Raw genomic sequence first — 17,273 nt, 5'->3', positions numbered from 1 at the left:
GGCAGTAATCTGAAACATGGAGGTGCGTCGAACCGCGCCGGTCAAACTCATCGTTCCCGATGAGCGCCGCGACGACCTCCACGAATCCGCCCGGCAGTTCCTCCACTGTGCGAACCGTGCCGCCGAGTTCTGTTGGGACGAGAACTCCTACACGAACTGCATCACCGCGAATACGACGGCACGAGACGCGCTCTACACAGAACTACGAGAAGAGACCGACCTCACCGCGAATCTCGTCCAAGAAGCTATCCGACGCGCCGTGCAAGCGACGAAAGGGTGCGTCGAACGGTGGAAACAGGGCAAACGGGTGAGTCAGCCGGAGTTCACCTCCTGGAGCGTGGTCTACGACAAACGAAGTGCGACCTTCTACCGCAACCGTATTTCCCTCTCGACCGTCAACGGGCGCGTCGAGTGCGATTTTGAACTTCCGGCGGATAGCCCGACGCCCTACGAGCGATACGTTCTCTCGGAGGACTACGAGTTTCGGGCGAGCACACTGCAATACGACGAGGCGACCGACGAGTTCTCCTTCCACATCACGACTCGAAAGTACGACACCGACTCCGATGAGGAGTCCGAGGTTTCGGAAGATACCGAGCACCAAACAGTCCTCGGTATCGATCTCGGCGTCAACAGCCTCGCAGTCGCTTCGACCGGTACCTTCTGGCAGGGCGACGACTACGACCACTGGTGCCGCGAGTTCGAGAAGCGGCGTGGTGAGATGCAACAGCGCGGCACCCAAGCCGCGCACAACGCGCTTCTTCGACTCGGCAAGCGCGAAGAAGCGTGGCGAAAGCAGTACATACACACAGTTGCCAACGAGATCGTCACGGAAGCCGTCGAACACGGTTGCGACGTAATCGTGTTCGAGGACTTGACGGACATCCGCGAGCGGCTTCCACAGGCGAAGTGGCACCACATCTGGGCGTTTCGACGCCTGTTCGAGTACGTCGAGTACAAGGCCCCGGAACGCGCCGTCACGGCAAAGCAGGTTGCGCCGAACCACACGTCCCAACGCTGTTCTCGGACGGACTGTGGGTTCACGCACGAAGCAAACCGCGACGGAGAACACTTCCACTGCCAGAAGTGCGGCTACAAAGTCAACGCAGACTACAACGCAGCGAAGAATATCGGGCTACGATACGCCCGAAAACGACAACACAGACTCCGTTCCTCGCCCAAGTCGAGGAGCGGAGACGCACCAGTAGACGTGCGTATAAATGGTGGGATGTTGAACGACAAGAGTCACCGGCCTGTTGCCGGAGACTGATTGCCGGGAGTCCACATCAAAACCCCACCCTCAAGGACCGAGGCGCGTATGCGCCGAGGGAGTAGGGTGGGGTAGTTTACAACGGGAACAGCGAGTCCGCCTCGAGGTCGCGCTCGAGCAGTTCGATCTCGTGACCGTCCTGGTCCGTCGTGAACGCGTACATGTTGTCGTTGCTCTCGGGGTCGCGATAGTCCGGTGCCTCGCGCACCATGAGCTGGTCCCAGTCCTCCTCCAAGTCGTCCATGCGAACGCAGAGGTGGCCCCAGGCGTCACCCATCTCGTAGCTGCGGCCGTCGTAGTTGTAAGTGAGTTCGACTGACATCGCCTCGTCGGCTGCGTCCGAAGGCTCGACGAAGTAGTTCGCGAAGGTGTCAGACTCCCAGCGGCCGACCTCGTCGTACTCGAACTTGCGGGTCCAGAAGCCGAGCGCCTCGTCGGCGTCCTCGACGCGGATCATGGTGTGGTCGAGCGACCACAGCGCGCCCTGGTCGGGGTCGCGCTTGACGATCTCGATCTCGTGGCCGTCGGGGTCCTTGACGAACGCGTAGCGCCCGCCGCAGGACTCGGGGTCGCGGTAGTCTTCGACGCCCTCGTCCATCAGCTGCTGGTAGCGCTCCTCGAGTTCGCCTTCCGGCACGCGCACCGCAACGTGCCCCCAGGCGTCGCCGACCTCGAGGTCGTCCTCGCCCTCGTTGTGGGTGAGTTCGAGCATCGCACCCTCCTCGTGCATCTCCTCGGGGCCGAGGTAGACGATGGTGAAGCCGTCGCCCTCGTGACGGTCCTTCTCCTCGTACTCGAGGTGGGTCTGGTACCACTCGAGCGATTCCTCCAGGTCTCCGACACGAAGCATCGTGTGGTCGAGAGTTCCGTCCATATCCGATCGTCGGCTGCGGACAGCAAAAGAATGGCGAAGCCGGTCGTCTAATCGATATCTCCCGGTGCTGGACCAGTTTCGGCTTCCCGATCACTGACGTCGGACTCGACCGTGGAGGCCCTCGGATCGACGCCCTTGCGTCGGGCGTCGAGTTCCGAGAGCCCGTAGACGAGCCCGGCGAGCAGGACGGCTCCCAGCGGGAGGAAGACGATGGGCGGCACCCCCAGATAGCCGTAGAGTGCGTAACACAGGAGCACGACCAGCATGACGGTCGCAGCGTAGTACAGCTGGGTCCGAATGTGGTCGATGAGGTCGGCGCCGGTAAACGTCGAGGAGAGCACGGACGTATCCGAGATCGGCGACGTGTGGTCGCCGAAGATCGCACCCGAGAACACCGCGCCGACCATCACCGGCATGAGGTCGAACGTGCCGGTGAGTTCGTAGGCAACGGGGAGGGCGATCGGCGTGACGATCCCCATCGTCGCCCACGACGATCCCATGGTGAACGCGACGAACGCGGAGACGAGCAGGACGACGATCGGGAGGAGGGCGGGAGAGACGACATCCTCCGCGACGCCGGCAACGTACGCACCCGTTCCGAGGTCCTCGGCGACCGCGCTGATCCCCCAGGCGAGCACGAGGATCGTCACCGCGGTCAGCATGAGGTTGAACCCCTCGAGTATCGTGTCGACGCTGTCGCCGAGATCGAAGAGGTCGTAGGCGACCCCGATGAGAATCGCGGTCAGCACCATCGCGAACGAGCCCCAGACGAGCGCGGCCGCGAAGTCGCCGGCGCCGACGACGTCGACGAGAACCTGGATGACGCCGTCTTCCCCCATCGCCGCCTCGAGCGAGGTCGGCGCGCCCGCTTCGGCCTGCTCGGCGACCCACTCCTGGTAGCCGGTCCAGAACGCGCCCGCGAGCGTGATCGCGATCAGCACGACGATCGGCGCGAAGAACGTCCGGAGCATCGGCCGATCCTCGATCGGCGCGCCGAGGTCTTTCTCCACCTCCTGTAAGGGCTGTGCGTCCTCGCGACTCACGTTCCCCGTCTGCCACGAGCGGTGTTCGGCGTCGAGCATTTCCCCGTAGTCCCGGCGGGAGACGACGATGATCCCGACCATCAGGATCGCGAGCAGCGAGTAGGTGTTGAACGGGATCGAGCCGACGAACGTCTCGAAGAGCCCCGGCGTCTCGACGCCGTGGTCGTCCTCGATGACGCCGTATCCCTCGTCGATCATCGACAGCTGGAACGCAACCCAGCTCGAGAGCCCGATCGTCGCCACGGGTGCGGCCGTCGAGTCGACGATGTAGGAGAGCTTCTCCCGGGAGATGCGGAACTGGTCCGAGATCTCTCGCATCGTGCTCCCGACGATCGCCGTGTTGGCGTAGTCGTCGAAGAACAGGAGCATTCCCAGCACCCACGTCGTGATGCCGGTGTTACGCTGGCTCTCGAGGCGGGTCGTCGCCCAGTTACGAACCGCGGTCGCGCCGCCGAGGCGCCAGATCAGCGCCACGCCCGACCCCAGTAACAGGGTGAAGATCAGGATCTGCGCGTGGAAAACGTCCGCGATCGACTCGGCGATCCACGTAAACGTTTGTCCGATTCCGATGCTTCCGGTCGCGATGACGCCGCCCGACCAGATCCCGACGAATAGCGACAGGATCGGCCGGCGCGTTACGATCGCGAGCACGATCGCAAGCAGCGGCGGAACGAGTGAAAGTGCCCCAAATTCCGACATACGTCGTCCAACATCGTCCCAACTGATAATATTGATCGTTTGTCCGTTTTCGACGTAGACGCGAACACTGCAGGAACCGAATCGGCCGTGGTTCCCGGTACGACTGATCGAGACCGGACGTCGAGAGCCTATCGCGGATCAACAGCGGTCCTCCCGAGACGGCGGATTGGAGGTCGAGAACGGCATCGACGTGGGAACGGTAACCGTTGGTGCCGGCGACGACCGCCGAGAACGGCGACGGTGACCGGCGAGAACAGCGACGATGGTAACCGAAGAGAACAGCGAAAACGGCGGCCGGAGAGAACGGCGACGCCAGCGACCTCGAGAACGACGGCCGACGCTACCGCCGCAGAATCAGCTTCAGTACGTCCTCGTCCTCGAGCACGTGGTCTTTCCCGACTTGCTGTTGGTCGTGGGTCGCGCTTGGGCCGCTGACGCGGGCGAAGCGGAACCGCTCTTCCATCTCGCCACCGAGTTTCTCGACCGCCTCGCCGATGGTCGTTCCGGACTCGACGACGAGCGGTTCCTCCCAGTCGATCCCCCGGCCCGGTTTGTCCATGTAGACCCGGATCAGGTCCAGGTTGTCCCAGATCCGGTCCTTGAGCGCGTCGAGGCCCTTCTCCTTCTCGGCGCTGATGAACGTGACTTCCTCGGGGTCGAGGTCGCGCTCGCGGAGTTGCTCGTCGACCGTCTCCTTGTAGCTCGGCTCGATCAGGTCGACCTTGTTGACGCAGGTGATCGACGGGATGTACTCCCGGTTCTCCATCAGCCCGTCGATCAGCCGGTCGATGGAGACGTTCTCCTGAAGATTGAGGTCGGCGTTGACGTAGCCCTGGTCGCGCAGGACGTCCGAAATCGTCTCCTCGTCCAGATCCTGCTCGGTGCTCGAGGTGATCTTGATGCCGTCTTTGATCTTCGGCCGGACGGTCACCCGCGGCGGCTCCTGATCGACACGGATGTTGATGTCGTACAGTTCCTCCTGGAGCCGGTCGTACTGCTCGATCTCGAACACCGAGAGCATGAAGATGATCAGGTCGGCGTTGCGGACGACCGCGAGCACCTGCTTCCCGTCGCCTTTGCCCGACGCCGCCCCCTCGATGAGACCGGGCACGTCGAGCATCTGGATGTTCGCCCCGCGGTGGTTGAGCATGCCGGGGTTGACGTCCAGCGTCGTGAACTCGTAGGAGCCCGTCTCGCTCTCGGCGTTAGTCATCGAGTTCAGCAGCGACGACTTGCCGACGCTCGGAAAGCCAACCAGTGCGACGGTCGCATCCCCGTGTTTCTCGACGGAGTAACCGCCACCACCCCCCGATCCCGACTGCTGTTTCTCGAGTTTCTCCTTCTTCTCGGCGAGCTTGGACTTCAGTCGGCCGATGTGCGCCTCGGTCGACTTGTTGTAGGGCGTGTTGGCGATTTCTTCTTCGATCTCGTCGATCTCGTCCTCGAGCCCCATTTGTCTGTAATCAACCGGTCGCACCGAAAAACACTTTCCATGCGCCCCCGCAGTCGTCGCCGTCGCAGTGACTGGTGTGGCTCGAATTACTACCCCGACCCGAGAACGAAGCCGGTGGTACCACCCGGTTTCGATACGAATAACGACGAGAATTCGACACGCATATACCGCCGGCGGGAGATCGTTCAAACATACGAATGCCGGAACCGTCGCAGCTGCGCGATAGCACACAGATCGTGCTCCCCCGCGAAACCCTCGAGGGGCTCGAGCCGCAGCTTGACGAGGAGTTTACCGTGACCGTCTTCCCCGAAGACGACGAGCACTACCGAATCATCGGCAGTCCCGTCGAAATCAAGGACGTCAACGCGTTCCTCGCCCGTCGTGGGATCACCGTCCCCTGATACGGTCTGTTGTAACGATTTACTGGGGCAGCCGCGATACGTCTGCGGTTACACCGGCAATGACTTACGACAGACCGTACGAGTCGCGGCCACAGCTCTTCTCGCGTTCGACGGTCCACGTCACAGATCACGACGAGCGGCGCAGAAACCGACGGCTAAAGTGAATTCGGTTCGTCTGCTGTGATCGTCATGCGAAATTACCGAATCACGAGCGTCTGGGGAATCCCGATCCAGCTCAATATCTCTCTGCTGGTGTTCCTCCCAATTCTCGTCTGGTTGATCGCTGCGACCGGCCAGATCGAACTGTACGCCGCGATCGTCGACGATCTCTCGCCGGCAAGACTCGACGTCGACGTGCTCCAGGTGGGAGCGAATCCGTGGCTGATCGGGACTGCGGCCGCGGTCGGACTGTTCTTCAGCGTCGCCGTTCACGAACTCGGCCACGCGTACGCGGCTCGCCGGTACGGGATCGGTATCCGATCGATCACGCTCTGGATCTTCGGTGGACTCGCCTCGCTCGAGTCGATGCCCCGCGAGTGGGACCGCGAGTTCTGGATCGCTATCGCGGGACCGATCACGAGCGTCCTGCTCGGTATCGTCTTCGTCGGTCTGTTACAGGTGATTCCCGCCAGTCTCCCGGTCGTCCTGTTCGTCGTCGGCTGGCTCGCCGTCATCAACGTCGTTCTCGCGATCTTCAACATGCTCCCGGCGTTCCCGATGGACGGCGGCCGTATCCTCAGGGCGCTGCTCGCTCGCTCACGAACGTACGCCGGGGCGACGCGAACGGCTGCGCGCGTTGGAACGTTATTTGCGTTGCTGTTTGCAGTCGTCGGCGTCCTCTCGTGGAACCCGGTACTGATCCTCATCGCGCTGTTCGTCTATGGAACGGCGACGACCGAGTCGCGGACGACGATGCTCGACGAACTTCTCACGGGCGTCACCGCGGCGGACGTGATGGACGCGCCGGTTCGAACCGTCAGCGCCGACGCCACCGTCGCCGACTTCACCGATCGGATGCTCCGGGACCGGCGGAGCGAGTACGTCGTTCTCGACGACAGCGAGATCGTCGGTCTCGTGACGCTCTCGAACCTGAAGCGAGTCGACCGCGACGCTCATGGGTCGACCACCGTCCGATCGGTCATGAGCACCGACGTTCCGACCGTCGAACCGACCACGCCCGCCTTCGACGTGCTCGTGGCGATGCGGGACGGACCGCTCGTCGTCGTCCTCGAGGACGGAGAGCCCACCGGAACGGTCTCCCGCAGCGACCTCGGGAAGGTCATGGAACTCCGAAAACAGCTCGGAACGGAGCAGCCGACCGATCGAGTTCCGATGTGACGCCGAAGCACTCGTCTCGATTATCGCTTTCGACAGGCCGCTATCTGAGACGAACTGCGGTGCCGTAGGCGAGGACCTCGGAGGCCCCCTCGGTGATCGACGATGGCTGCAGACGGACGTTAACTACGGCGTCCGCACCCATCTCCTCGGCGTCGGCTTCCATTCGATCGATAGCCTCGTCTCTGGCGTCGGTCAGCACGCCCGAGTAGGCTTTGAGCTCTCCGCCGAAAACGTTCCGAACGCCCTGTGTGAAGTCACGACCGGCGCTTTTCGCTTCCGGTGTTTCCGCGCGCGATACCGAGGACATGACTGACGAATCGATCGTTACCGTTCCGGGTGTGTCGGCGCGTCGAACCCGCCGCGAACCAGTGGCTTGGCGATGTGGCGGCGCGCACACGGCGGTACCTCGTACCACCCCTCCTCGAGGTCGCGCTCGAGCGCCGCCGTCGCCTTCTCCGCGGTGCTCGTTCCGCAGTCGCGACAGCGATAGCCCTGGTTCCGGCCGGCGCTCTCCATCGTCCGCTCACAGTCGGGACAGGTCGGCGTGACGCGCTCGGTCGTCACGAGGTCTCGGACCGCGAACTTCTCGAGTTTGAGCGTTCCGCGGGAGACCTCGCCGCAGGCCGTGATCCGGTCGCCGACGCGAAGCGCGCGCACGCGGTCGCGGAACCGCTTCGTCGGTTCGAAGGCGGCGCACTCGAGCGTCGGGGGCTCCTCGCTCCTACTGCCGTCCGCTCGGTCGTCGTCATCCGCTCCTCGGGACCCGTCTCTCCCGTCGAGCGTCACGAAGACGTGGCCGCCCTGCCTGGTCTCGGGTTCGCTCGCGACCCGGCCGTCGACGCGGTAGGCGTGGCCGTCCCGAACGGTCTCGAGGCGACCGTCCCGGAGATGGACGTCGGTCCCCTGGTTCGTCACGAATAGCTGACTCGAGGCGACGGGTTCGCTCTCGATGCGGTCCGCGACGCGTCGAACCGTCTCGGCGTCGTCGCCCCTGATCCCGTACAGGATCGGCCCGGGCGTGTGTGGCACGCAGACGGAATCGTCCTCGCCGCGGTCGACTGTGTCCCAGACCGTGGGATACCCCCAGTCCGCCGCGGCGAAGACGCTGTCGTGATCGACGTCGCGCGGTGTTCCCCACCGTTCGGGCTCGCGATAGGAGATGTGCTCGGCGGTCCAGTCCTCGAGCGCGCGCCAGGCACCGATCGCGGCCAGGGCACCGATCCGGCCGCGGCCGTTGCCGGCGTGCCACGCGCGGTAGCCGTGGCGGTCGATCAGGGTCGTCGCGTCGGCACGCTCGAGGTGGGTCCGGATCGCCTGCCGGGCGAACGCCGACACGTCGTCGGGCGTCTCGTCGGGGCCGTGATCGGCGACGACCAGCCCCGGATGCGTCCGGTCGTCGGCGGTTTCGGCGAGGGACTCGAGGCGCTCGCGAGCGACGGCGAACGCGCGGTCCGGATCGCAGTCGGTGTGGATCGCCAGCGCGGCGTTGCCGCGGGTCTTGTACTCGACGGCGGGATTGAGTCGGACGAGCAGCAGTCGCGAGACGGTCGCCCCCGCCCGTCGCAACCGCTCGGCGATCTCGTGGGCGGCGTAGGTCGTACACATCCCGCGCTTGCGGGAGTCGGTATCGTCGAGGCCGACGACGGTCATCGTCGGTGATTGCCGGGCGAGCGAGTAACGCCTTTCGGGACGAACGCGCTGGCGAAACCAGCTATAAAAGAATACTGGCAGTAACGGGTCGAATCGCAACCCCGCACCCGGACGATACGGGGACAACGCTCATATAGCTGGAATCACTTACGTACCCGTATGTCCCGATCCGCACTGGTCGGCAACGTCACCGCGATGCTGGAGGACGCGGGGTTCGTGGTCAGCGACCGGTGTGCGATTCGACCGAAGAGCTTCGATATCGCTGCACGACGCAACGACGACCTGTTGCTCGTGAAGATCCTCGGCAACATCGACGCGTTCAACGAGGAGACCGGACACGAGATGCGTCGCCTCGGAACCTACCTGCAGGCGACGCCGCTGGTCATCGGACTCCGCAGCCGCGACGAGGATCTCAAACCCGACGTCGTCTACTTCCGACACGGCGTCCCGGTCTTCAGCCCCGACACGGCGTACAACCTGTTCATCGAGGACGTTCCGCCGCTGATCTACGCCGCACCCGGCGGTCTCTACGTCAACATCGACGGCGACCTGCTCGCCGACGAGCGCGAGAACCGCGACCTGAGCCTCGGCCAACTCGCGAGCCAGCTCGGCGTCTCGCGGCGGACCGTCTCGAAGTACGAGGACGGGATGAACGCCTCGGTCGAGGTCGCGATGGCGCTCCAGGAGTTCTTCGACGCACCGCTGACCAGCCCGGTCGACGTCCTCGAGGGCACCGACGACGTTCACGAGAGCGAGTCGACGCCGGACGATCCGGCGGCCGATCCGACCGACGAACGGGTCGTCGCCGTCTTCACCCGGGCCGGCTACCAGGTTCACCCGACCGCTCGATCGCCGTTCAAGGCGGTCAGCGAGGACGAGGACGACAGCGGCGTCGTTCTCACCGGTCACTCCGAGTTCACGAAGGCCGCCGAGAAGCGCGCCCGGATCATGAGTTCGATCGGTCACGTGACCCGAACCCAGTCGGTCTACATCGTCGACCGCGCGAAGCGCGACTCCGTCAACGGCACCGCACTCGTCGAGCGCGAGGAACTCGAGGAACTCCGCGACGCGGACGACCTCCGGGCAGTCATCCGGGAGCGCGCAGAGCACGAGGAAGCCGCCTGATTCTCGACGGGAGTTCACTCTCGCATCACGGCCGTGTTCAAACACTATTGTGAGTACTCAGCTTCGAGTGAGACCACCACGAAAGTCCCACCCGAGTCGGTTGCCTGGCCAGCCATCGTGAGTGGGACTGAAAGGGGCTTTCGTGATGGTCGGATCTCTCAGCGAGTCGGTGTACTCTGAACACCGTCCGCATCATAGGGCGAAGACGGGAGACGTCTCTCGGAACCCCGAATAGCGCCGCTACTCGCTGTGACAGCAAGGGACAATCGAGACCAAGAGAACGGCGAATCGCGACGCGAAACGCGCTACGATCGACCGATCAGGCGTACGTTTCCTCGAGGTACTCGACGATATCCGTACTCTCGACCATTCCCTCGACGCCCTCGGCTTCGTCGGTGATGACCGGAACGCCGGTCTGGCCGCTGACTCGCTCGACCTCGGTGCGGTCCCCGTGGGAACGGGGTACTTCGATCACGTCGTAGTCGACCTCGAGCTCGTCGAGTTTCGTGCGGACTTTCGCACAGTACGGACAGCCAGGGAGTTCGTACAGCGTAATGTCAGCCATGACGGCCAGTAATGGATAGACGATGAAGAGGCCACCGGTCGGATAACGGGTTGCCGGAACCGCCGACGCGGTCAGAACGTGACGGTCCCCGCCTCGACCGAGAAGTAAACGACGAAGTAAACGATGAACGCGAGCGCCAGTATCCACTGGCCGAGCGAGGTATCCTCGCGCTCGCCCATCGCAGCCTTGAGCAGCGGGTAGCTGATGATGCCGGCGGCGAGGCCGTTCGCGATCGACGTCGTCAGCGGCATGATCGTGATCGTCAGGCCGGCACTGATCGCCCAAGCGGGATCCTGCCAGTCGATGTCGGTGACGCCCTGCAGCATGATGATTCCGACGACGATCAGCGCCAGGTAGGTGGCGTACTGGGGAATCGCCTGCATCAGCGGGACGACGAGCAACGCGAGCGCGAACATCCCGCCGACGACGAGCGCGGTGAAGCCGGTCCGGCCGCCCTCCTCGAGGCCAGCCGACGACTCGATGTAGGTCGTTACGGTGGAGGTCCCCACCATTGCGCCGAACGTGGTGCCGACCGCGTCGGCCATCAGCGGCTTCTCGATTTCGGGCAGGTCACCCTGCTCGTCGAGGAAGCCGCCGATCTGGGAGACGCCGATGAGCGTCCCCGCGGTGTCGAAGAAGTCGACGAAGAAGAACGTGAAGACGACCAGCGCGAAGACGAGCGGGTCGTCGCTGATCATGCCCAGCCCGTCGACGAACCCCCAGAACAGTGGGGTAAAGTCGTACTGAACGGACGCGATCATCGAGACGAGACCGTCGTTCGTCACCTGATCGTAGGAGTTCCCGGGCGTGAGTATCCCGGGTGAAACCGCTCCGGCGAGCGTGAGCGCCCAGCCGGCGACGGCCGTGGTCACGATGCCGATGATGATCGAACCGCGCAGGCCGCGGGCGTACAGCAACAGCGTCAGGACGAGCCCCGCCAGCGAGAGCGCGGCGACCGGGCTCTGGAGGACGTTCCCGAGCGTGACTATCGTCGCGTCGTACGGGACGACGAGTTCGATCTCCTGGAGGCCCAGAAAGAGCAGGAAGACGCCGATACCGGCCCCGACGGAGAACTTGACCGGCTCCGGGAACAGTTCGATGATGTACCGTCGCGCCCCGACGGCGGTGAGCGCGATGAAGATGATCCCTTCGACGAAGACCGCCGCGAGCGCGAGTTGCCACGGCACGCCGAGGATGATGACGACGGTGAACGTGAAAAAGGCGTTCAGCCCCATCCCCGGCGCCAGACCGAACGGCCGGTTCGCGTAGAACGCCATCACGAGGATCGCGGCAATCGAGGCGAGAATCGTCACGACGGCGATCATCTGGAAGATTTCGCCCTCGCTGTAGACCGTTCCGTTGATCGTCGCCTCGCTCTGGAACTCGCCGGCCTCGTGGTCCCAGAGGATCGCGTCGGTCAGGATCGCTGGGTTCACTACGATGATGTACGCCATCGCCAGGAACGTCGTGAGCCCGGCGATCGTCTCCGTCTGTAAGTCCGTTCCGTACTCGTCGAATCCGAAGTACTCCGCGACTCTGTCGGAAGCCCCCATATTGGATGTACGAGCATAACCAGACTGCTTAGTTAAAGATTCCCGTCTCGGATCGCGGTATTGTGACCACGTTCGTGGATAGGTCCGGAGTTCAGGTTACGGACGAGAGCAGTCGAACGACGTATCCGTCAGATCCGCTCGCAGGTCATCGAGATCCTCGTCGACGGGTTGGGCATAGGGGTCCGTGTCGAACGAACGTATTTGACCCCCGAGCGCATACCTGGGGACCATGAGGTTTGTCATCGTGGGTTACGGCCGAGTCGGATCGCGAACGGCGCGTATTCTGACCGAAGAGGGACACGACGCCGTCGTCGTCGACAAGGATCTCGACCGGATCGACCGCGCCCAGAACGACGGGTTCGAGACGATCCAGGGGGATGGCGCCGACGAGGAGGTGCTTCTCGAGGCGGGGATCGACACCGCGGACGCGATCGGTGCGTTCACGCCGGACCTCAACGCCAACTTCGCGGCCTGCATGGTCGGCAAACACCACGACTGTCGAACCGTCCTGCGGATCGACGAGGACTACCGCGAGGACATCTACAACAAGTACGCCGAGGACGTCGACGAGATCATCTACCCCGAACGGCTGGGCGCGGCGGGCGCGAAGACGGCCATGCTCGGCGGCGACTTCAACGTCGTCGCCGACCTCGCCACGAACCTCCAGTTGACCGTCCTCGAGATCCGCGACGGCTCACCCGCGGTCGGCAAGCGGATGAGCGAACTCGACCTCCCCGACTCCGCTCGGATCTACGCACACGGTCGCGAACGCGAGTCACTGACGATTCCGCTTCCGGGAACTGAACTGAACGTTGGCGACGAGGTCGCCGTCATCACCGAAACGGACCGCGTCGACGAGGTTCGAGCGGCGCTGTTACCCGCAGCCGCGTGATCGGTGAGAAGGGGATAGAAGCCAGTCAGTAGAGGGACGGAAGCCAATCGGAAAGAGGGGATGGAAGCAGGTGACGGACGGGCGCAACCGGAGTGGGGATGGGGGTATCGTCCAGTTTGCGCCCAGTACACTCGTCGACGGGATTCGTGATAAAACCGCGTCAGACGACCGAACGACGCGAGTCAGACCGTTTCAACCGTCGTCATCGAGTCGGAAGACGAGCACGTTCTGGTGGACCATCGACGGGACGAACGAGAACGGATAGCCGTAGACGTGGAGGTCCTTCGTCGGGTCGTACCAGACCAGATTCGCCGCGAGCGAAAGCGGCGCGGCCGACTCGATCGCTCGCGCGAGATCCGCCGAGAGGAACTCGTAGGACTGCTCGCGGTACATGTCGCCGATGAAGACGACGACGTGACCGTCCGGGGCGACCGCGTCGGCGAACCGATCGAACTTTTCGGCCATGTCGGCGAGCCACTCGGCTTTCGTCGCGGTCGCGCCGCCGTCGGTGTCGCCCGTGGTCTCGTCACCGTCCGCGGCCTCGCTCTCGTCCGCGTCGAACGCGCCAAGTTTGCTCTCGCGTGTCTCGTGTTCGTTGCGAGTCTGCTCGAGTTCGTCCATGTGCCAGTAGGGCACGTCCGTCAGCAGGAGGTCGACCGAGTCGTCGGGGACGTCCTCGATCAGGTTGGCGCAGTCGCCGTGGCGCACGTCCTGTTCGGCGAGCGGCGGCTCCCCGCGGGCCCGTCGCTCCTCGTTCTCGGACTCGAGGACCGCCTCGTAGAGCTCGATCCAGCGTTCGGTGCGTTCGAAGCCGATCGCTTCACGGAGTCCGGTTCCCTCGTGTTCGCAGAAGCTCGCACCGAGCAGGGTACCGCCGACGCCGGCGAACGGGTCGAGGACGGTGTCGCCGGCCTTGCTGAACCGGCCGATCAGCTCCGCACAGAGTCGCGGCGGCTTCTGGCCGCCGTGTTCGCTCCGCAGGTCGTGCTGGACGTCCGGCGGGTAGTGCTCCGCGATGACCGATTTGGTCGCGTACTTCCACTCCTTGCCGGTGAGGTCGTTGACCCGGTTGCGCTCGTCGTAGATCCCTCGCCCCTCGATGTAGCGCTGGTGGTCGGCGAGCTGGTCGGTGTCGATCACGTCGCCGTCTTCGACCGGCAAGGACTCGTCTCGAGCGCGCTCGGCGTCGAACTCGCCGTCGTCGTCCGTGAAGAGCCGACTCTGCCGGTGGCTGTCCCCGTCCTCCATGCTTGATGTCCGAGTGCTCTCACCCGGCATACTTAAATCGCGTTCCTCGAGTGAGACGCAGACGGCGAGTCGTTAGTCGGTGTACGAGCTCTGGCCGACGATCTCGAGGAACTCACCGCGACCAGCCGACTCCGCCTCGTCGAACTCGGTCACCCGAAGTCGGACGCGTTTCTCGACGGTCTCCGGACCGGCACCGTCGACGAGTAGTTTCGTGTCACCGATGTAGGCGAGTCCTGCGTCGGTGCCGTTCGTTTTGGCGATGAACACGCTGATCTCGTCGCCCACGTCGAACGACGGCTTGGTACTCCGGAACGTCCATCCTTTAAGATACTTTTGGAAGAGACTCATATTCGTGCCACCTCCTCGGTTTCGCGGTCGGTAACGTACTCGCGGCCAAAGCCGGTGAGCGCCGCGATGACGAACACCGCGACCAGCAGCCAGCCCTGGAAGACGAACGGAACGACGTCGATCGGCGTGACGAGCATGCCCGTCTCGAACCAGTCGTACTGGCCGGGAAGGGTCTGCATCGCCGTGTAGCCGGCGAGGACGCCGCCGGACCACGGGAAGATGTAGCCGAGCGCGGCGGTCTGCCCGTCGAGGATGTTCGCCCGACGGTAGCCGTTCAGGTTGAACCGTTCACCGATCTTCGAGATGTACGGTCCGATCGCGACCTCCGCGGCCGTGTTGATCGTGATGACGGCGTTGATCAGCGCCGCCGAGCCGACCATCGTGAGTTCGGCGTTGCGAACGTTCGTCGCGAGGTTCTCGAGCGACCAGTCGAGGATCGCCTGGAAGGCGCCGCCACGGATCATGATCTGGGCCGCCGCGATGATCAACAGGACGAGGATCGCGAGTTCGAAGAACCCGGCTGCACCGTTGATCAGGCTCCCGCCGACACCGACGTCGGCCGGTTCCTCGACGATCGTCAGGACGGGCAGGAACTCGAGCGGCCCGGCCACTGGCGCGTCTTCAGGCGCGTTGAACATGACGATGTCGCCGAGCGACATCAGCCCCAGCGCGAGGCTTGAGACGGCTGCGACGACGATGCCCCACGAGATTGCCTCGACGATGTGGCGACCGGCGACCGCCGCGCCGATCACGACCCCCATCGAGAGGAGGTGGATCAGGCCGATCGGTTCGCTCTCGGCGACCAGGATCTCCCGGGCGTCGCCGCCGATCCCGAGGCCGCCCATGAACTGCCCGGCGACGATATAGCCGGCGAACGCGATGATCGCGGCGATAATCACGTACTTGAACCGCGAGGCGACGACGCCACCGATGTCGGAGTCCTGCGTGACCGCGCTGACGATCGTCGTGTCACTGACGGGCGCGAGGTTGTCGCCGAAGATCGCCCCCGAGAGGATCGCGCCGAACAGCAGGACCGGGTTCGCCCCGAGCAGGATTCCGGCGGGGAAAAAGAGGGTCACGAACGCGATCGCCGCGCCGTATCCCGTCCCGATCCCCGTCGTGAACAGCGCCGCGAGAATGAACGTGATCGCCGGAAACAGCGTCGCGCCGATCCCGCCGACATCGGCCAGCCAGACGAGGCCGTCGACGAAGCCGCCGTCTTGCAGTATCTCGGCGAACATGCCGGCCCAGATCCACGCGACGATCGCGGTTACCGCGACTGGCTGGGTCATTCCCTCGAAGATGGTGTTCGCGTAGGTCTTCCAGTTGCCGCGAACGAAGAACATCCCGAGAATGAGGCCGACCAGGATGCCGACGACTAACCCGCCCGTATCGGAGATCCGCCAGAGGGCGGTCTGGGCGATCGCCCAGAGGATGAAAAAGCCGATCGGAATCGCGCTCATCCCCCGGCCGCCGTAGAACGATATTCGCGGCTCGTCGTCGTCGGTTCCCGCGACGAACGACTCACTCGGATCCGAGTCACCCGGCCCGCTGTTATTAGTACTCATCGCAACACACGACAGTAATACTCGAATTATCTCGGATAAATGTTACCGTACGTCGACCGAAAACGTAACACCGGGCTAACACGTGGTTTCTTCGTCGTTACTCGTCGCAACGGCTCTATTCGCTATCCGCTACGTCGAAGCAGCGCTCTCGAGTCGAGCCAGGTTTTTACGCCAGTCGGCTGAACGTACGGACCGTGTCGCCGCTCGCCGGTTCAGTCGCGCTTCTCGTCGCCGCCACGCTCGGACTGTGGGCCGGCGCGCGATGGCTCGTGGACGCGGCCTCGAGACTCGCGAGTGCGGCCGGCGTCTCCTCGCTCGTCATCGGCCTCACGGTCGTCGCCTTCGGTACGTCCGCCCCGGAGATCGCCGTCTCGACGGTCGCCGCACTCGAGGGCAACGGCGACGTCGCCGTCGGCAACGTCGTCGGTTCGAACGTATTCAACCTGGGACTAATTCTCGGAATTGTCGCCGTGATCGTGCCGTTTCGAGTCACCGAAACGATGATCCGCCGTGATGCGGTTGCGATGGCTCTCGCGACGGCTCTCGCGACGGGCGTCCTCGCAAACCGCGTCCTCTCGCGACTCGAGGGTGTGATCCTCCTCGCACTGCTGGCCGGCTACCTCGGTGCGCTCGGACTCGAGATCCGGCGGACGAGCGGATCTGACGGGGAGACTGTGCCGGACGGTGCGGAACCGATCGCCGCGAGCGAAACGTCGTCCGCCCCGGAGACCACCAGCACCGCCAGCCCCTCCGACGCGTCAGAAGAGCCGGCGAACGCGAGCAGCGAACGATCCCCTCGCATCGGGTACGACATCGGTCGCCTTCTCGTCGGCCTTCTCCTCGTCGCCGTCAGCGGGCGAGTGCTGGTCGACGCGGCGACGACGATCGCCCTCTCGGTCGGCGTTTCGGCGTGGCTCGTCGGCGTGACCGTCGTCGCTGCCGGAACCTCGCTGCCGGAACTCGTGACGGCCGTCGTGGCAACCCGGCGTGGCGACGTCGGGATCGCCGCGGGCAACATCGTCGGTTCGAACGTGTTCAACCTGCTCGGCGTGCTGGGCCTCGCCGCGGTCGTCCGGCCGCTTGCCCTCGATCCGGCCGTGGTCCCCGGCCTGGTGTGGCTGGGCGTCCTGACCGCCGCCGCGACGGTGCTGCTCGCGACCGGCCGCCGGGTGACCCGACTCGAGGGTGTGGTCCTGATCGCGCTCACGGCGGCGTACTGGCTGGTGAACGTTGTCGGCTGACGGGC

Annotated in this window: 15 protein-coding genes and 1 pseudogene; 6 read left to right on the top strand and 10 right to left on the bottom strand. The window is 64.3% G+C overall.

Annotated features, from left to right (window positions below):
• Nucleotides 1–16: 16 nt before the first annotated feature.
• The gene (locus CV102_RS08385) at nucleotides 17–1,270 is read left to right on the top strand and encodes an RNA-guided endonuclease InsQ/TnpB family protein (RefSeq protein ID WP_148857442.1); all 1,254 of its coding nucleotides are present in this window, start codon (nucleotides 17–19) and stop codon (nucleotides 1,268–1,270) included.
• A gap of 76 nt (nucleotides 1,271–1,346) precedes the next feature.
• Here CV102_RS08385 and CV102_RS08380 read toward each other — a convergent pair whose 3' ends face one another.
• The 3 genes from CV102_RS08380 to CV102_RS08370 form a co-directional block, all read right to left on the bottom strand.
• Nucleotides 1,347–2,144 carry a VOC family protein gene (locus tag CV102_RS08380; protein ID WP_148857441.1) on the bottom strand — a complete coding sequence of 266 codons (798 nt, stop codon included), beginning with the start codon at nucleotides 2,142–2,144 and terminating at the stop codon, nucleotides 1,347–1,349.
• A 47-nt stretch (nucleotides 2,145–2,191) separates the two neighbouring features.
• On the bottom strand, nucleotides 2,192–3,886 hold the full coding sequence (locus CV102_RS08375; protein WP_148857440.1) for a Na+/H+ antiporter NhaC family protein: 1,695 nt from the start codon (nucleotides 3,884–3,886) through the stop codon (nucleotides 2,192–2,194).
• A 340-nt stretch (nucleotides 3,887–4,226) separates the two neighbouring features.
• A complete protein-coding gene (locus CV102_RS08370) occupies nucleotides 4,227–5,339 on the bottom strand; it encodes an OBG GTPase family GTP-binding protein (RefSeq protein WP_148857439.1) in 1,113 nt (370 codons plus the stop codon).
• Nucleotides 5,340–5,536: 197 nt separating this feature from the next.
• Here CV102_RS08370 and CV102_RS08365 point away from each other — a divergent pair, with 197 nt between their 5' ends.
• Both CV102_RS08365 and CV102_RS08360 read left to right on the top strand, forming a co-directional pair.
• Nucleotides 5,537–5,740, top strand: a complete 204-nt coding sequence (locus tag CV102_RS08365; RefSeq protein WP_148857438.1) for a VNG_1110C family protein — start codon at nucleotides 5,537–5,539, stop codon at nucleotides 5,738–5,740.
• 189 nt (nucleotides 5,741–5,929) lie between these two features.
• On the top strand, nucleotides 5,930–7,078 hold the full coding sequence (locus tag CV102_RS08360; protein ID WP_148857437.1) for a site-2 protease family protein: 1,149 nt from the start codon (nucleotides 5,930–5,932) through the stop codon (nucleotides 7,076–7,078).
• 40 nt (nucleotides 7,079–7,118) lie between these two features.
• Here the strand turns inward: CV102_RS08360 and CV102_RS08355 are convergent.
• Both CV102_RS08355 and CV102_RS08350 read right to left on the bottom strand, forming a co-directional pair.
• Nucleotides 7,119–7,374, bottom strand: a pseudogene (locus tag CV102_RS08355) (YbjQ family protein).
• Nucleotides 7,375–7,402: 28 nt separating this feature from the next.
• The gene (locus CV102_RS08350) at nucleotides 7,403–8,728 is read right to left on the bottom strand and encodes a tRNA(Ile)(2)-agmatinylcytidine synthase (RefSeq protein ID WP_148857435.1); all 1,326 of its coding nucleotides are present in this window, start codon (nucleotides 8,726–8,728) and stop codon (nucleotides 7,403–7,405) included.
• Nucleotides 8,729–8,887: 159 nt separating this feature from the next.
• Here CV102_RS08350 and CV102_RS08345 point away from each other — a divergent pair, with 159 nt between their 5' ends.
• Nucleotides 8,888–9,853, top strand: coding sequence for a transcriptional regulator (locus CV102_RS08345; protein ID WP_148857434.1), 966 nt, complete (start codon nucleotides 8,888–8,890; stop codon nucleotides 9,851–9,853).
• Between the two features lie 319 nt (nucleotides 9,854–10,172).
• On the opposite strand, the gene CV102_RS08340 is transcribed toward CV102_RS08345, so the two are convergent.
• Nucleotides 10,173–10,418 (bottom strand): glutathione S-transferase N-terminal domain-containing protein, encoded by a 246-nt coding sequence (locus tag CV102_RS08340; protein WP_148857433.1) that lies wholly within the window; start codon nucleotides 10,416–10,418, stop codon nucleotides 10,173–10,175.
• 71 nt (nucleotides 10,419–10,489) lie between these two features.
• Entirely contained in the window at nucleotides 10,490–11,971 is a 1,482-nt protein-coding gene (locus CV102_RS08335; RefSeq protein ID WP_148857432.1) for an NCS2 family permease, read from the bottom strand.
• Nucleotides 11,972–12,200: 229 nt separating this feature from the next.
• Between CV102_RS08335 and CV102_RS08330 the strand changes: the two genes are divergently transcribed.
• Nucleotides 12,201–12,863, top strand: a complete 663-nt coding sequence (locus tag CV102_RS08330; RefSeq protein ID WP_148857431.1) for a potassium channel family protein — start codon at nucleotides 12,201–12,203, stop codon at nucleotides 12,861–12,863.
• Nucleotides 12,864–13,055: 192 nt separating this feature from the next.
• Here CV102_RS08330 and CV102_RS08325 read toward each other — a convergent pair whose 3' ends face one another.
• The 3 genes from CV102_RS08325 to CV102_RS08315 all read right to left on the bottom strand — a co-directional run bounded on the left by CV102_RS08325 (nucleotide 13,056) and on the right by CV102_RS08315 (nucleotide 16,027).
• Nucleotides 13,056–14,111 (bottom strand): DNA methyltransferase, encoded by a 1,056-nt coding sequence (locus CV102_RS08325; protein ID WP_148857430.1) that lies wholly within the window; start codon nucleotides 14,109–14,111, stop codon nucleotides 13,056–13,058.
• 72 nt (nucleotides 14,112–14,183) lie between these two features.
• Complete coding sequence (locus CV102_RS08320) at nucleotides 14,184–14,459, bottom strand: DUF7513 family protein (protein ID WP_148857429.1); 276 nt, start codon at nucleotides 14,457–14,459, stop codon at nucleotides 14,184–14,186.
• Complete coding sequence (locus CV102_RS08315; protein WP_187432893.1) at nucleotides 14,456–16,027, bottom strand: Na+/H+ antiporter NhaC family protein; 1,572 nt, start codon at nucleotides 16,025–16,027, stop codon at nucleotides 14,456–14,458. Before CV102_RS08315 ends, CV102_RS08320 begins: the two co-directional genes overlap by 4 nt.
• Before the next feature lie 194 nt (nucleotides 16,028–16,221).
• Here CV102_RS08315 and CV102_RS08310 point away from each other — a divergent pair, with 194 nt between their 5' ends.
• A complete protein-coding gene (locus tag CV102_RS08310; RefSeq protein ID WP_148857428.1) occupies nucleotides 16,222–17,268 on the top strand; it encodes a calcium/sodium antiporter in 1,047 nt (348 codons plus the stop codon).
• The last annotated feature ends 5 nt before the right edge of the window (nucleotides 17,269–17,273 follow it).

The sequence above is a fragment of the Natronococcus pandeyae genome (genome assembly GCF_008122205.1).
Classification (GTDB): Archaea; Halobacteriota; Halobacteria; order Halobacteriales; family Natrialbaceae; genus Natronococcus; species Natronococcus pandeyae.
The sequence above is the reverse complement of the archived record's forward strand: the minus strand, read 5'-3'. Positions and strand labels throughout refer to the sequence as shown.

Bases quoted from the DNA above. Each gene is read 5' to 3' on its own strand.
- CV102_RS08385 (WP_148857442.1), top strand. From the start codon at position 17: ATGGAGGTGCGTCGAACCGCGCCGGTCAAACTCATCGTTCCCGATGAG.
- CV102_RS08380 (WP_148857441.1), bottom strand. From the start codon at position 2,144: ATGGACGGAACTCTCGACCACACGATGCTTCGTGTCGGAGACCTGGAG.
- CV102_RS08375 (WP_148857440.1), bottom strand. From the start codon at position 3,886: ATGTCGGAATTTGGGGCACTTTCACTCGTTCCGCCGCTGCTTGCGATC.
- CV102_RS08370 (WP_148857439.1), bottom strand. From the start codon at position 5,339: ATGGGGCTCGAGGACGAGATCGACGAGATCGAAGAAGAAATCGCCAAC.
- CV102_RS08365 (WP_148857438.1), top strand. From the start codon at position 5,537: ATGCCGGAACCGTCGCAGCTGCGCGATAGCACACAGATCGTGCTCCCC.
- CV102_RS08360 (WP_148857437.1), top strand. From the start codon at position 5,930: ATGCGAAATTACCGAATCACGAGCGTCTGGGGAATCCCGATCCAGCTC.
- CV102_RS08350 (WP_148857435.1), bottom strand. From the start codon at position 8,728: ATGACCGTCGTCGGCCTCGACGATACCGACTCCCGCAAGCGCGGGATG.
- CV102_RS08345 (WP_148857434.1), top strand. From the start codon at position 8,888: ATGTCCCGATCCGCACTGGTCGGCAACGTCACCGCGATGCTGGAGGAC.
- CV102_RS08340 (WP_148857433.1), bottom strand. From the start codon at position 10,418: ATGGCTGACATTACGCTGTACGAACTCCCTGGCTGTCCGTACTGTGCG.
- CV102_RS08335 (WP_148857432.1), bottom strand. From the start codon at position 11,971: ATGGGGGCTTCCGACAGAGTCGCGGAGTACTTCGGATTCGACGAGTAC.
- CV102_RS08330 (WP_148857431.1), top strand. From the start codon at position 12,201: ATGAGGTTTGTCATCGTGGGTTACGGCCGAGTCGGATCGCGAACGGCG.
- CV102_RS08325 (WP_148857430.1), bottom strand. From the start codon at position 14,111: ATGGAGGACGGGGACAGCCACCGGCAGAGTCGGCTCTTCACGGACGAC.
- CV102_RS08320 (WP_148857429.1), bottom strand. From the start codon at position 14,459: ATGAGTCTCTTCCAAAAGTATCTTAAAGGATGGACGTTCCGGAGTACC.
- CV102_RS08315 (WP_187432893.1), bottom strand. From the start codon at position 16,027: ATGAGTACTAATAACAGCGGGCCGGGTGACTCGGATCCGAGTGAGTCG.